This is a genomic window from Paenibacillus sp. J31R109 (assembly GCF_059692055.1).
The window spans coordinates 289,583-304,582 of record NZ_JCAUAR010000008.1 but is presented as its reverse complement, the minus strand read 5'-3'; the positions used below and the strand labels follow the sequence as shown (position 1 = coordinate 304,582).

14 protein-coding genes are annotated in these 15,000 nt (G+C 43.1%); 9 read left to right on the top strand and 5 right to left on the bottom strand.

The window, feature by feature from the left end:
* Window positions 1–238 precede the first annotated feature (238 nt).
* Entirely contained in the window at window positions 239–778 is a 540-nt protein-coding gene (locus AC58QT_RS21380) for a 2'-5' RNA ligase family protein (RefSeq protein ID WP_497410813.1), read from the top strand.
* Window positions 779–927: 149 nt separating this feature from the next.
* Here the strand turns inward: AC58QT_RS21380 and AC58QT_RS21375 are convergent, their stop codons facing one another.
* Entirely contained in the window at window positions 928–1,416 is a 489-nt protein-coding gene (locus AC58QT_RS21375) for a GNAT family N-acetyltransferase (RefSeq protein WP_497410812.1), read from the bottom strand.
* 184 nt (window positions 1,417–1,600) lie between these two features.
* Here AC58QT_RS21375 and AC58QT_RS21370 point away from each other — a divergent pair, with 184 nt between their 5' ends.
* The 5 genes from AC58QT_RS21370 to AC58QT_RS21350 all read left to right on the top strand — a co-directional run bounded on the left by AC58QT_RS21370 (window position 1,601) and on the right by AC58QT_RS21350 (window position 6,731).
* Window positions 1,601–2,389: a hypothetical protein gene (locus tag AC58QT_RS21370; RefSeq protein ID WP_497410811.1), complete on the top strand. Its 789-nt coding sequence runs from the start codon at window positions 1,601–1,603 to the stop codon at window positions 2,387–2,389.
* A gap of 78 nt (window positions 2,390–2,467) precedes the next feature.
* Window positions 2,468–2,827: a hypothetical protein gene (locus AC58QT_RS21365; RefSeq protein WP_497410810.1), complete on the top strand. Its 360-nt coding sequence runs from the start codon at window positions 2,468–2,470 to the stop codon at window positions 2,825–2,827.
* Window positions 2,828–2,833: 6 nt separating this feature from the next.
* Entirely contained in the window at window positions 2,834–2,983 is a 150-nt protein-coding gene (locus AC58QT_RS21360; protein ID WP_497410820.1) for a BsuPI-related putative proteinase inhibitor, read from the top strand.
* A 564-nt stretch (window positions 2,984–3,547) separates the two neighbouring features.
* Window positions 3,548–5,023 (top strand): P-loop domain-containing protein, encoded by a 1,476-nt coding sequence (locus tag AC58QT_RS21355; protein ID WP_497410809.1) that lies wholly within the window; start codon window positions 3,548–3,550, stop codon window positions 5,021–5,023.
* A gap of 187 nt (window positions 5,024–5,210) precedes the next feature.
* Window positions 5,211–6,731, top strand: a complete 1,521-nt coding sequence (locus AC58QT_RS21350) for an FAD-dependent oxidoreductase (protein WP_497410808.1) — start codon at window positions 5,211–5,213, stop codon at window positions 6,729–6,731.
* Here the strand turns inward: AC58QT_RS21350 and AC58QT_RS21345 are convergent.
* Entirely contained in the window at window positions 6,725–7,555 is an 831-nt protein-coding gene (locus AC58QT_RS21345; RefSeq protein WP_497410807.1) for a helix-turn-helix domain-containing protein, read from the bottom strand. The genes AC58QT_RS21350 and AC58QT_RS21345 overlap by 7 nt on opposite strands.
* Window positions 7,556–7,834: 279 nt before the next feature.
* Between AC58QT_RS21345 and AC58QT_RS21340 the strand changes: the two genes are divergently transcribed.
* The 3 genes from AC58QT_RS21340 to AC58QT_RS21330 all read left to right on the top strand — a co-directional run bounded on the left by AC58QT_RS21340 (window position 7,835) and on the right by AC58QT_RS21330 (window position 11,316).
* Entirely contained in the window at window positions 7,835–8,791 is a 957-nt protein-coding gene (locus tag AC58QT_RS21340) for an ABC transporter permease (RefSeq protein ID WP_497410806.1), read from the top strand.
* A gap of 11 nt (window positions 8,792–8,802) precedes the next feature.
* Complete coding sequence (locus AC58QT_RS21335) at window positions 8,803–9,678, top strand: carbohydrate ABC transporter permease (RefSeq protein ID WP_497410805.1); 876 nt, start codon at window positions 8,803–8,805, stop codon at window positions 9,676–9,678.
* Between the two features lie 75 nt (window positions 9,679–9,753).
* A complete protein-coding gene (locus tag AC58QT_RS21330; RefSeq protein WP_497410804.1) occupies window positions 9,754–11,316 on the top strand; it encodes an extracellular solute-binding protein in 1,563 nt (520 codons plus the stop codon).
* An 85-nt stretch (window positions 11,317–11,401) separates the two neighbouring features.
* Here the strand turns inward: AC58QT_RS21330 and AC58QT_RS21325 are convergent, their stop codons facing one another.
* From AC58QT_RS21325 to AC58QT_RS21315, 3 genes are all read right to left on the bottom strand, one after another.
* Window positions 11,402–12,799 (bottom strand): ADP-ribosylglycohydrolase family protein, encoded by a 1,398-nt coding sequence (locus tag AC58QT_RS21325; protein WP_497410803.1) that lies wholly within the window; start codon window positions 12,797–12,799, stop codon window positions 11,402–11,404.
* Between the two features lie 36 nt (window positions 12,800–12,835).
* Window positions 12,836–13,936, bottom strand: a complete 1,101-nt coding sequence (locus tag AC58QT_RS21320) for an SGNH/GDSL hydrolase family protein (RefSeq protein WP_497410802.1) — start codon at window positions 13,934–13,936, stop codon at window positions 12,836–12,838.
* 146 nt (window positions 13,937–14,082) lie between these two features.
* Window positions 14,083–14,871 carry an AraC family transcriptional regulator gene (locus AC58QT_RS21315; RefSeq protein ID WP_497410801.1) on the bottom strand — a complete coding sequence of 263 codons (789 nt, stop codon included), beginning with the start codon at window positions 14,869–14,871 and terminating at the stop codon, window positions 14,083–14,085.
* Window positions 14,872–15,000 lie beyond the last annotated feature (129 nt).

The window sequence follows — 15,000 nt, the reverse complement described above, 5'->3', positions numbered from 1 at the left end:
TGATTTAGTAAATTCTGTTAGAGGGAACGCGGAGTACTGGGAAACTCGTACGCTCCGTGTGGAGCAGGGGAAAAGCTGGAGATCACATCAAATGCTTACCTATTGCAACCTTTTGTTCAATACACATCAATGGGAGGCTGCCGGCACGATGGGCAGCCATTTTCTCATCTAACGAGCAGGATAGTTTGGATGATTATGGAATATATATTGGTAAAAAGTAAAAAAGGATGAGAGTTTAATGGCATTTGCTATCGAACTATTTTTTGATTGTGCAAGTACTTCACAAATAATGGATACTTGGACTAATTTAAGCGAACAAGGAACAGGATCCTATCTAATTGACTCTGGAAGTCAACCTCATATTACTCTGGCTGTTTTTGACACATTGGATGTCAATAATATCAGTTCATATCTTAATCAAGTTTCTCAAGATATGGGTGTTTTTAGTCTGCATCTAAATAGTGTTGGCACTTTCTTGACTGATGAGGGGACTGTGTTCTTGGCACCTGTTGTAACAGAGAAACTTTTATATATACATAGAATAATTCACGAACTCACAAACGAATACGATGAGAAAAAGTGGGATTATTATCTTCCTGGAAAATGGGTGCCTCATTGTACAATGGCAACGAATAATTCAAAAGAATTTGGAATTAAAGCATTAGAGATTATTAAAGAAAGATTTCGTCCAATGGATGTGATAATAGAGCGGATAGGTCTGGTTGAATTTAGACCAATTAAGAAACATTCAGAATTTACTTTTAGTAATCACAATTAAGAAAAGTATAGGTAGTGACCAATCTTTTCAACGGGACGAAACTTCTAGTAGATATTAAAAGTACTTTGTTAATGATGATAGGGTTTGGTTAATTGTAGAGGATTACATAGATAAAATGTTATCATTATGAATCGGCTGCCTTGTTACGATTACTTTAGTTTTTTGCCCATATTGTACCAAACGGCACTGCCATGCTCAGAGTCTGAGACTCCGTGATTGACGTATCCACGTTTTTCATAGAAGTGAAGCAAGTCTTCTTTGCAAGTAAGAGTAATAGACTCACGGTTCTTCAATAGTGCTTCCTTCTCAAGGTGATCTAGCAACAGGGAGGCTATCCCTCGCTTTTGTAAGTGTGGGGAAACGGCAAGGCCTAAAATGGTTTGATGCCCACCAGACAATGAATTTGGTTTGATATCACTAAAAAGATCATCTGTAATAAATGTTGTATCAACAACGGGTCCATTAACTAAACCTAGTATCTCCCCATTTTCTTCAGCTACAAAAAAGCTATCAGGGATTTGTTGGATACGCTTAATGAATGCTTCTTTCGACGCTGCCTCTTGTTTTGAAAAACAACTTTGCTCAATTGCAACAAGCTCCGGTAAATCCTCTGTTTTAACATTTCGTACGATGATCATGTGGAAGTACCTCCATAAAAGGTGTCGTATTCTATTAAACCATACATATTTCTTGACTGATAGATTACCAACAGCCCAGCCATTCAACTAATCGAAGAACTTTAGTTTTAAAATCAATACACAGCAACGGGAGACTGCCGGCACGATCGGCAGCCTTTCGCTCAAGAAAGGGGATGAACTGGATATGCTGCGGCAACATCATCAAGAAGTTATTGACCGACTGACAAATGAGTTAATTAACGATAATCGTTATTTAGCTTTGATTGTCGGAGGTTCAATTGTTAAAGGGTGGGAACAAGAGAACTCTGATGTGGATATTTTCCTGGTCTGCACAAATGAGGAGTTTCAACGACGGAAGGAGAACCAGGAATTTTACTACTTTCGTACTGACCTGTGCAATTATCCTGGAGGATATGTCGATGGTTGGGTAGTCGACTTGGATTACATGAAACAGGTAGCTAGTATCGGTAATGAGCCAAGTCGTTCGGCGTTCACAGATGTAATCATTGCTTTCTCGCATACTCCAGAGATTCCGGAACTTGTGAACCGTATCATAGAATACCCTATTGCAGAGCAACTCCATCGTGTTCAAACCTTTTATGCTCATTTCGAAGCTCTTCGTTGGAACGTTTCAGAGGCACTGAAAAGAGACGACCAATATTACCTCAAATGGGCAATAAGCGATTTAGTTCTTTATGGTGGAAGGATGATACTCGCACACAACAAAATTCTTTATCCATATCACAAGTGGTTTATGAAGACGCTTGACAATGCATCTGATAAGCCTGAGAACTTGATGGAATGCATCTTTCAATTGTTGCAAGACCCAAGTGCGGCAAACGTAAAAGCATTTTGTGAATGCATCCTTAACTTCAGAAAATGGGAGTCTACCCCTGAAGGGTGGCCGAGTGCTTTTCGAGTAGAAAGTGAGTGGCACTGGATGCGAGGTTGTGCTCCTGTGAAAGATTGGTAATAATGATAGGGCTTATTTATTGATCTAACGGTGTGTTCATACCCTTACTGAAAAAAATATTTAGGGGAGAAGATATGCATGATATTTAAGAGAAATGCTGCTTTGCTAATTATCATCTTGACAATGAGTATTCTTTCAACTGGTTGCAATATATTTTCAGGACCACCAGAATCTGAAGAATCGGTTAAACAGAAAGTGGTCGCTCATCTTGTTTCCAAAGGCTACAAAGAAAATGAGTTTAATATCGAAGTTAAATATAATAAATCAGGAGAAGGCAAGTTCGGAGGTCCTTACGCTATTAATGTAGTTTTTAACGATGAGCCGAACGCAATTTATGGTTATAAATATAACTATAAATCTGAAAACAAAGATATAACTCAAAATGGCGTTGCTCCTATGGAAGGTAAGGATGATAAAAATTTTAAACATGCTGAGTAATTCCTTATTACGTCATCAAAATTTAGTTTTTATCTTCAGAATGTGTCAGGTAAAGAACAACAAATTTCTTATGGATCAGGGCAAAAGTATGATATTTTTATTTGCAATGAGCAGAATGAAGAGGTTTATAAATATTTAATGAGGAATGGAACTTAAAAGTTAATAAAGGCAATATAGCTCCACCAGGGAACTATACAATTGTCGTAAAAGTAATGATAGATGTAAAAGATGTAACCATTAATCCCGATGACCTAACCGCTAAACAATTTGTGAAATTACTATAATTATTCTTTCCCTTTATTAGAAGTGAACTGCATGGTATGATTCTGTTGCTGTAAAAATAAATGTAACGAGGTGAGGACAATGAAAACAAAAACAACATATACGTCCTATCCTCATATTGTTTTTTAGTGTAGTTTTTACGAATTCATTAGGCTCTGAGGGTAGAATTCCCCCTCAGGGCTTTTTATTTTAGGCAGTATGAAAGGATGATGCTTTATTAAAAGACTCGCTCAATATTTTCGATCCTTACAATCCGATCAATCTACTTACGGTATGATTTATGAAGGTTCATACTTCGATGATGGTGGTACGATATCTGACCCAACCTATTGGTATAATGATGTTGCGTATTGCATTGAACGGACACATAAACTCACACTGGATAAACCATGTATCACCATAAAAATACCTTTTGACCGCCTCGGCCTAGATGAACAAATGGATCAAGTGGTTCTCTCAGATTTTGCATTACGAAGATGGGTTCATCATATTGAGGCATTAAATAAATTGATTTATAACCGGTCACGTTCGGATAAAGATAATGGTGCCTTTTATTGTTTCCGCCCAACGAATGTAGTGCTAAAACGCAATGCATCCTTTGTCGAAACCTTTTCAGAAAAACGGTATTTATGCTTAATGATTACAGTTCAACTTCCATTTAAGAATAATGATAAAGCTATGCGTATGCTTTGCAAAATGCTTCCAAAAGAAGTGGAGGAGTTAATTGCCAATTGGGATCGAAACCATTTAAATACTGTCTTTGAAATGGTACAAAAACAAAATATGACCCGTGAATGGCTGAAACAGAGTGATTATTGTGCATTTATTGCGAATGGCAGCATTTTGCCAAGAAATAAAGAGGGCAGCGGGCCACTGGAGGGTGCATTGCCTTTTACATCCCCGGAAGATATTGAAATTGAAATTTGTGGTTTGCGAGGAATGGGAATCAAACATGGTGTGACGGTCATCACTGGTGGTGGTTATTCGGGTAAAAGCACAATGCTGGATGCACTAAATTCAGGAATTTACAATCACAACATAGGCGACGGACGTGAATTTGTGCTTACCGATCAAAGTGCCATGGAAATATCTGCTGAGGAAGGACGTTCCATTAAAAATATCAATATTACGCCTTTCATAAAATGGATACCCCAAGGTTCGGCTGAACAGTTTTCGACTGACTACGCCTCAGGTTCCACGTCGCAAGCCGCAAATATTATGGAGGCCATTAACTACGGGTGTAAGCTAATTCTTATTGATGAAGACAGAAGTGCGACGAATTTTATGATTCAAGACAATAAAATGCGTTCATTAATCAAGCGTGAACCCATTACACCTTTTACAGAACGTGTCAGGGAGCTTTACGAGGTTGCCCACGTATCTTCCGTTCTTGTTATTGGGGGTAGCGGTGAATTCTTATCCGTTGCCGATCAAATCATCCTGATGGACAATTTTGTGCCAATCAACGTAACCCAGGAAGCAAAAAGGTTATGCGAACACGATAAACCACACGAACGTATCCCTTTTACAAAATGGGAGATGGAAAGGAACATAACTTCCAATTACTTTTCGAGCTATCCGCAAGGTAGTGGTACAGAAAAGCTGATGGTTTCAGCCATGGGATACTTGATGATAGGTGATGAACAAGTTGATATCAGAGGGCTTTACAATATCACATCACCCGCGCAGGTTGCGGCAATTGCTTTATTAATTCGAAAAATCGCGATTAGTAATCAGGATCACATTATCATTCTTCATGAAAGGATCAAAAAAGCTCTAGACGATATGGAGAGGGAAGGCGTGGATATTGTATTTTCTTCCTTTTTTCCTGGTTTCGAAAGATGGCTTGAATTACCAAGAATAAATGAAGTATTATCTGTCATAAACCGAATGAAGCATTTGAATTTTGTTTAGTAGTCCTATGACCCGGAGGGTTGACACTTAAAAAAGTGCTCACCCTCCGGGTCATTTACGTTAAATGGTTATTATCCTAAAAAAGTAAGATTCATCAAGTTAAAAAGGAAGATCCATCATTCTCTCTAGATTGAGGGTAGGCTTATAATAATACATGTTACCGTAATTATGATGGAGGAGGCATAACATGTACCAGGAGAGACAGGTTGATATTGTCATTTACGGAGGGACTGCGGCAGGCATTATGGCCGCTGTTCAAGCAAAAAAAATGGGTAAAAGTGCGGTCGTGATCGAGCCAAGTCAGCGGATCGGCGGCTTGACAACTGGAGGCCTGGGAGATACAGACTTCGGGATGAAGCAAGCTATCGGGGGCTTGTCCTTAGAGTTTTACAAACGGGTAGCCCAGAAATATTCGCAAGATGGAGCTCGCTGGCTGTTTGAACCTAAAGTAGCGCTCGAAGTTTTGCAAGATTTGGTGGCGGAACATGACATTGAAGTTATATATGGGGAAAGGCTTCATCTAAAAGACGGGGTCACAAAGAAAGGTTCCCAAATTATCTCCATTTGTATGGAATCCGGGAACCTTTATCAAGGAAAAGTGTTTATTGATGCTACGTATGAAGGAGATTTAATGGGGAAATCGAACATTTCCTATTTTGTCGGCCGGGAGTCTAATGCCCAATATGGGGAAACATTAAACGGTATTCATCCTGGCAATGAACTCAATGAACTACCCAGCGGGATCGATCCGTATGTCATAAAAGGGGTACCCTCGAGCGGCTTGCTTTTGCGTGTCAATGCTCACCGTGGTGGAGATTTTGGTGATGGGGACAACAAACTTCAAGCTTATAACTTCCGTATGTGTTTGACGAATAATCCGGACAATCGCGTGGAGATTGAAAAGCCTGAGGGATATAACGAAGCTGATTATGAAATTTTGTTCCGGGCTATTGAGCAAGGGCAAAGTTCAAAATTTTTTAAATTGAATATGGTAACTTCGGATAAGACAGATTCCAATAACAACAGTGGCATTTCTACGGACTACAACGGAATGAACCACAGTTATCCAGAGGCGGATTATGTTGAGCGGGAACAAATGTGGCATGCCCATCGCCTTTATCAGCAAGGCTATGTCTGGACCCTTCAAAATCATCCACGAGTGCCGGAAGAAATCCGGGCAGTCTACAAGCCATGGGGATTGCCGCTCGATGAATTTACCGAGACAGGTCACTGGACTCCCCAATTATACGTTAGAGAATCCCGCAGAATGATTGGCGACTACATCGTGACAGAGCATGTAGTTAGACTGGACAAACCAGTTCCTGATTCCATAGGCATGGGGTCCTTTGCGATGGATTCGCACCACACCCAATACTATGTAAACGAAGACGGGCATGTAAGCACGGAGGGTGGATTTTACGTAAAATTAAAAGCACCTTATCCGATAAGTTATCAAGCAATTGTGCCGAAACGGACGGAATGCATCAATCTAATCGTACCCGTATGCGTTTCAGCTACCCATGCAGCCTACGGTTCGATCCGAATGGAGCCCGTATTTATGATCCTGGGGCAATCGGCTGCTGCTGCAGCCGCACTTGCGCTTGATACGGATGGCATCGTACAAAATGTGAAGTACGAGCAGCTTTATTCCCTTCTCGTTCAAGAAAATCAGGTCTTATACGTAGACGCCCTAAGCGCGCATCAATAAAGATTTAACCCCAATCCAAATTTACGCCGGTATTCTCCTGGGGGATGTCCCAATCTTTCGCGGAAAATTCGGCAGAAATGAGGGTAGCTTTCAAAGCCTGTCTTTTCTGCAACCTGCTCCAGTGCAAGGTTGCTGTAGAGAACATGCTGTTGTGCTAATTTCAGCCTAACGTCAATACAGTAAGCGAACAGCGACTGACCAAAGGCAGCTTTAAACAGATAGGAGCAACGAGAGACGCTTAATCCCACTGAGGCTGATATTCTTTCCAAACTAAGAGGCTCATTGGCATGATTCTCTATGAATAGCTTAAGCTTGTATGCAATATCTGATCCCTTCGTGCGCTGTTTCACCTGAATCACTTGCTCTAGGGTCAAGCAAAGCGTTCTAAGAAGATAGTCCATGATTTCCTCTTGGTTCTGCATGACTTTTTTCTTCTCGTTGATAATGTGCTTCCATAAGGTAATGACCGTATCATTAAAGCCAATGTTTGTTTTGGTAGGAAAGTCTTTGTTTTCCCACCAGGCGTCTAGCCATTCTCCTTTACCGGCCAGATAATAGTCTCCGACAGGTTGAATCTCAACCGATTCCGGAGCATTTCGGGGCTGCACATTGAGTTCGTATGACTGATCTGGAGGATAAATGAGCAGATCACCGGGTATGATGGTCTCGGTTTTCCCCCCCACTAGTGCGCGACAGGTTCCTTCTGCCTGAAGTCGGAACAGGTAGAAATTCAGCCCGTCTGTATACTTAACGGAGTGGGGCTTGGTGTGGGTGAAATAATTAGCATAAATAACGCTGGATTGGTGTTGAACTGACTTCGTCATAGGGAAGATTCCTCCAGAAAATAGCTATTCTGCTCCGATTATATAGTTTCTTCGTTGTGATTGACAGAGAAATGAAAGGATACATTGAGATAAAAATACACGAGCCAAACTTAAATGGGCATCGTGTTTTTTTATCTTAACAGTTTTCAGGGGGAAGGAAAATTTAATTTCATGAAAAACAGTAAGATTCATCAAGTATAAAAGGAAGATCCATCATTCTCGTGAAACAGGAAAGCGTTTTATAATAGTGTTTGTAAGCTACTTGGAGGTGAACGTGATATGAGCGTTAGAACATTGGAAGTGAAACAACGTGTTGGAACAGCAAAGGTCAGCAAGAATCGGTGGAAACTGTTTCACACAAACATAGATCTCTATGTTTTGCTAATTCCAGGACTATTATTTTTACTGTTATTCAAATATACGCCCATGTATGGGATTATCATTGCGTTCATGGATTTTAACATTTTCGATGGGTTTACGGGAAGTAAATGGGTTGGTTTGGCGCAATTCGAGAAATTACTCCATTCGGAAGAATTTATGCAAGTATTTATCAACACACTCTTAATCAGTCTGTACAAGCTTGTGCTTCTCTTTCCAGTTCCGATTATGATTGCGCTACTGCTGAATGAAGTACGTAAGAGCTGGTTCAAGCGTTCGATTCAAACGATTATTTTTCTGCCGCACTTCTTGTCTTGGGTCATTATTTCCGGACTGTTCATAACCATACTCTCCCCAAGCGGGGGGTTGGTCAACAATGTGATTCAGTTTTTCGGTGGTACCCCGATATCGTTCTTTCTTGATAATGACTATTTCCGAAGTGTGCTAGTGTTTACCGCAGGTTGGAAGGAATCCGGATGGAACGCGATCATCTTTATTGCGGCGATTGCGGGCATTGAGCAAGAGCAATATGAAGCAGCATCCATTGATGGTGCTGGGCGAATTCGCCAGATGATGCACATTACCCTGCCGGGTATCGTGCCTACAATCATCCTGATCCTTGTCTTGCGTCTAGGATACTTGCTCGAAGCAGGTACGGAACAAATTTTGACGATGTATAATTCCGTTGTTTATCAATCTGGTGATGTTATTGGGACTTACGTATATCGAATAGGTCTAGGACAGCAAGATTATAGCTTTAGTACAGCAGTAGGTTTGTTCAATTCCGTAATTGGATTCCTCTTGATCGTGTTGGGTAATGAACTCAGCAAAAAAGTGGTCAAGCGAAGCATTTGGTAGGAGGTGCAGCTATGAAAAAGAAAACAATTGGCGATTGGTCCTTAGATCTATGCGTATATGCTGCGCTGTTATTGTCTAGCGTGCTTACGCTATTGCCAATGCTTAACGTTCTATCCAAAGCATTAAGTGATGAATCAGCCGTTATCTCGGGCAAGGTTGGCATCCTGCCAGTTGGGTTTCAATTAAATACCATGAAATATGTTGTATCCTCTAGCCAATTCTTACATTCAATCTCGGTATCCTTAATTGTCATGGTTGTTGGGACAGTGCTGGCCATTATGTTGACGGCTTTGACGGCGTATCCCTTATCTAAGAAGCATCTCCCGGGAATTCCATTTGTTTTGATCCTGTTTATTTTTACGATGCTGTTTAATGGTGGCATCATTCCGAATTATTTACTTATGAAGGAACTACACCTCATTAATAGTTTATGGTCCTTAATGTTGCCTGCACTAATCAGCGTGTTTAATCTATTGGTCATTAAGAGCTACTATGAATCTTTACCCGAAGCGTTAGAGGAGTCAGCTAAAATGGATGGCGCCCGTAATTTTACGATTCTTTTCCGTATCATTCTTCCGCTCAGTACGCCGGTTATTGCTACAATTGCGCTATTCTATGCGGTGTATTTCTGGAATGATTACTTTCATCCTATGCTGTATATTTCGAAAGCAAGTTTGAAACCATTGCAATTATATCTAAGGGATATTGTCATGGATGCAGACAGCTCGACTGCCCTGAATAGCAGTGTGGATGACATGATGAAAATTTCTCCTGAAGGTATCCGATCCGCGACGGTTATTGCTTCTATTATTCCGATGCTGCTTGTCTATCCGTTTCTTCAAAAGCATTTCGTTAAGGGTGTTCTGATTGGCTCAGTGAAAGGTTAGAGCTTGCGTTAATGCCAAAGATGATTATCTGCGGCTTAATGATAATTACACAATGAACTAAGGGAGGGTTTTGGTATGTTGAAAAAAAATAAAAAGATGCTGCTCGTTTCACTTACAGCTTGCTTGTCAGCTTCATCGCTTGTTGCTTGTTCCTCAGGTGGAACCAGTTCAAGTAGTAGCACGTCAGCGCCGGGGGCATCAACAGCCTCGTCATCAGTACCAACGGCAGCGGCTGTAAAGCCGGAACTAAAGTCTCTGCAGATTTGGCAAAAGGATGATTATAACACGTACCCTGTTGCTACGTATTTAGAAAAAGCTACAGGCTATAAAGTTCAGTATGATATGCTTCCACAGGATAAACCCCAAGATAAACTGAATATCCTGATCGCTTCAGGAGAGGCGTACGATGCGGTGACTATATCAGGAACCACAGATTTTAAAGCGCTTTATTCCGATTATGCGAAAAAAGGGGCTTTAGTTGACCTTGGACCGCTCATTGATAAATATGGGCCGAATATTAAAGCTGTCATTGATCCTGAAGCTTTAGAGGCTGCCAAGGTAGATGGGAAGCTATATGCCATTCCAACGAAAAGTACCAAGACTGTTAATACAGACCTATATATTCGACAAGATTGGTTGGATAAAGTCGGACTCAAAATGCCGACAACCCTTGATGAATTAGTTACCGTTTTGAAAGCGTTTAAAGAAAAAGATCCAGGCGGGAATGGCGAAGGGAATATTCCTTTAACCGTCGGAGGTGATTCGTCCTTTATTCCAAATATTGTTGGTGCGTTCGGCATGCCGAATTTCTGGAATGATGTGAATGGTAAATTAACACCTCGTGTGTTAGACCCAGCCTTCAAAGATTATGCAGCGTTCGTAGCCGATTTATTTAAACAAGGCTTAATTGATAAAGAATTTGCCGCTAATAAGGCAGCAGCGACCAAAGAGAAATTTACAAGCGGTAAAGCCGGAATCCTGATGATGAACTGGTCGGATGTCCCTACGATTGCTGATGCTTTGACGAAAAATATTCCAACTGCGAAAGCAACGTTTATCCCGGCGGTGAAAGGTAAAGATGGTAAAACGGGCCTATCCGCATCAAAAGGCTTTGACCGTATTACCTTTATCCCAAAAGCATCCAAGCATCCAGAGGATGCCATCAAATGGATGAATGCGAAGCTGGAGAAAGATACATTCAGAACGATGGCGATTGGGGAAGAAAATAAGCATTACACGCTCAAAGATGGTGCATATTCACCGATTCAACCGATTTTTACGGATGAGCGGAATCAAGCGAATAACTTTTTAACGGGAACGGACGATAAGAACTACCCTATTTATTGGCAGGCACGTGTACGTAAGGATATGCGTCTGTACGATGCCTGGAATTCATTGAATGGATTAGCGCCTGAACCTACCAAAGTAACTGATCTGCTAGGTTACGCACCCTATATGGTGGAATTCTCAAAGAACTTCCAAACGCTAAATACGCAATCTAACGATTACACAACGAAGTTAATTTTCGGTGCTGAACCGTTTACGGGGATTGATGCATTCATTGCCAAATTTAAATCATCAGGCGGAGACGCTAGCTACAAAGAAGTTAATGACTGGTATGCAACTGTGAAGAAATAAGTAATTTATCACAGATAAAGGCGCCGTGAACGACTGTGCAATTGTGCATAGTCGTTCACGGCGCCTTATTGTGTCTATAGAAGAATTACGTATCTTCGTTCTCCTGAGTGTAAAGCTCGCTCGGCACGATCTTATGTCTGCTTTCGCTAACGATTCGCGGCAAGCGCCCTAGTCGAGCAGCCAACTGGGACAGCGACTGTTCGTAGAAGTAAGCGAGACCCGTGCGAATTGTGTCCTGGTACGGTACAGTCCAGCGCTCTCGGTCAAAACCGTCGGGGCCAAACCAGGCTCCGAGCAAGGAGCCGACGCTTGCACCGAAGCTGTCCGTATCGTTGCCTTGCGCGACTTGCTTGCATAATCCATCGCCAACATTCTCGGCAAACAGGAAGGTGTTAATGAGTGTACCGATTTCCTGATGGATGCCGCAATGTTGGAACTCACCGTATCGTGTGTGAATGGCGTCATACGCTTCAAGCCAATCGCCAGCTTGTATGACAATGTCTCGACAAGTCGAGGCCGATTCGTAGAAGCGACTTCGCTGCGGGACGAACTGCAGAGCGGTATCAATGACCGCTAGCCGGTCATCCAACACTTGAGCAGCCGCAATCGCTGCGGCTAAGAACATTGTTGCATATACGCCAGTCCGGCGGTGCGTGAAGCTCGCGTCGCGCCAAGCAAGTTCAGCCGCGAGCGCGGGATTGCCCGGGCAGGCGTAACCGTAAGCGTCCGCGCGGATGGCAGCGCCGCACAGCTCGCTGTCCGGCGTCAGTACATCTGCCCAACGCGCAATCTCATCGAGCGGGATGGGTGACTTGTCATGCTCCCAGTAACTTAGCCCAGATCGGAGCAGCAGGATGCGCTCTGGTCCCCAAGTTGTGCTAATCGGGAGGTGATTGAGCCATAGATTGCGCAGATCTAGCTGCGTGAAGTCTGCCCCGAACTGCTCTAATGCGAGCATACCCATCAGCGTGTAGTTGATGTCATCATCTGGAGCCACGAAGTGTATGCGATCACGTGCTGTTTCAAACCAAGACCAGTGACGTCTGCCGAGAGCATGAAGCATCTCATCCGATATGTAATCACGGATTGGCCATTCTCCGACTTTTGAGAAGGCTTCGCGCATCTCGTACAAATTCGGATTTACCTCCAGCGGCTTTCCAAGCATGGAGCCGCACACGGAAGAGAGAAATGCCGTCTCCACGCGGCGTGAGCTCTCTTCAAAATTTACTTCACTCAGTAGGCCTAGCGGTCTAGCCGGATCGCATTCATTCCAAATCTCTTCAATTGTGTCAGGTTCATAGTAGGGCCAGTCGTGCCGCAAGGGCATTGCTGCTAGAGATTGTGCAAATGAGAGATAAGCGTCATAGCTCAGGGGTAAACTTTCAAGGCGATGCAAATAACCAGATGTATTATGGCCTTGCGCAAATTTATTGCGAAGAATCGTGGAGAGCTGGTCTTTCAGGAAAGAAAGGGATGGTAACATAATTCGATCTAGCCTCCAATATAATCGCAGTCATATTTACTCACATTGCAGGAGCTTCTTAAAGATAGGTTGAAGTCCCTCTGCCATATGCTTATAGCCCAAATCGGAGGGATGGATCCCATCGGCCGTACATTCTTGATAGTCTGCGCCAAGAAGACCAGAGCCATCACAGAAATGAATATGGGCATCGCCCTCACGATTCAGACGCTCTACGATTCCACGTTGAAGTGCTTTTCGTTCTTCTTGGCGTTGGCGCAGCTCCTCATCGAAGGCTTCCTTGGCGTAAGGAATTTTTGAAATGACGAGGATGGGTACATCCGGATGAACATCGCGGTAGATGCGAATGAACGTTGGCAGCGATTGTGCCAAATGCTCTGTGCTTGGCGTATTCCCTTCATAATCGAGCACAAGCAAGGCAGGATCTTGGATTTGACTGATGATATGTGCCAATTCAGGCTCTCCCTGTGCATTGCCGGAGAAGCCGAGACTGATGAACTCGAGCGGGAACATACGGCTTAATTGATTCGGATAAGTCATACCAGGTCGAGAAGCGCAAGCACCATGGGTGATGGAGGTGCCGTAAATAAGTACCTTTTTATCCGAGGAGAATCCCTGAAATTCAGACACTGAAGACGTAGGTGAAGTTCCGATCCACAGTTCCTTGACCCCTTGGTAGAGGGGAAGGTTGAGCGTAATTTCCCGCAGTTCTGTGGAAAAGGATTCAAAGAGAGCGCTCTCATACTCAGCTTGTGCAAGCTCAAAACGCGTGGTGTTGACGTATTGCTGCTCTCCAGCCGAGCCGATATAACAATCTACGCCGCATTGCGCTGTAGCGGGCATCTGGTACATTGTAGCTCTATCCGCCAGTACGATTCTAACGGCAAGTTTCGGGGAGTCCGTTTTAAAACGAACTTGCACGCCAGTTGTGAAATTAGCCAGACGATCCACTTCGGATCGAATAGGGTGGCTAGGATGCAGCGGCAATCTTCGATAAAGTCCATCCTGTGCCAGCCAAGGCAGACTGGTTAAGCGAAAAGGGGCGGCAAGCGGCGAATGCCATGCCCACTCGTCTGTGCGGGGAGCATCGGGCTGCAAGTTCGCGTCAAGGTTTTGATTTGCATTCGCGGTTGGTTTCAATTGGTGGTTCCTCCAGTCAATGGGAAGGTTGCCGATCTAAATACTTCTCAATTGTAGGAAAAAAACGACGTTGAAACAATGAACATGAAGACGGTTTTTGGAGGAATTCTACGATTTGTAAGATTTAGATTTGGAGCTGTGAGGGCTCATTGCCACACCTTCAATCGCTCTTTTACGTAGGCAGAGGGCATGGTACCTGTTACCTTTTTGAATACTTTATTAAAATAGGACTGCTCGCAAAATCCGAGAAAATCGGAGATTTCTCCTATACTCATCTGGGAGCCAGTTAAGAGATCGCATGCGGCGGCTATTCGAATTTGTTGGATATAGTCCGTAATTGTTTGACCGGTCGTTTCCCGAAAGACGGTGGAGATATAGTTCGGTGTTCGGTCTACATGATTAGCCAGTTCCTTCATGTCGATGGGTACACGATAATGATACAAGATGTAATCCTTCAGCTGCATCGTAATCCCATGAGCCTTAGGATGTGTAATAGGGCCTGAATTGGTTTCCTCGTTGATGATCGCGATGATTTCTAAAAGTACGCTGTGGCATAGTGTTTGCGTGTGCATCGACTTTTGAAGCCAGTACTGTGTGAGGGAGGAGAAACGCTGTCTAATGTAATCGAAGTTGTACGGCCTTGTGAGTTGACAAGCTGGCTCAGCAAGCAGAGGCAATCCGTCCCCAATGCCCGAATACTTGAAGTGGGCAACATACATGTCGTGAATTCGCTTTGATTGATTTAGTGCACTGCGAATTTGTCCCTCAGGTACGAAGAGAAGATCACCCTTTTTCAGATGAAATGACTGGGATCCGACGGTGTACGTGATCTCACCGCCTGTCATCAAAATGAGAATATGATTATTGGCCGCCGCACGAGGGACGTGCCAGTCTGGCTCACAATGCTCGAAGTAAATCGCGATCGGGTGAATCATCGTGCATTCCTCCTTTCATTTCCAATCAACGGAAGTCTAGCCGATTATACCAAAATCGTAGCTTGCCTCCAATAATAATTGTCATACTCATAGCCAAATTTATGCAAATATGACTATGCTGAAAGAAAC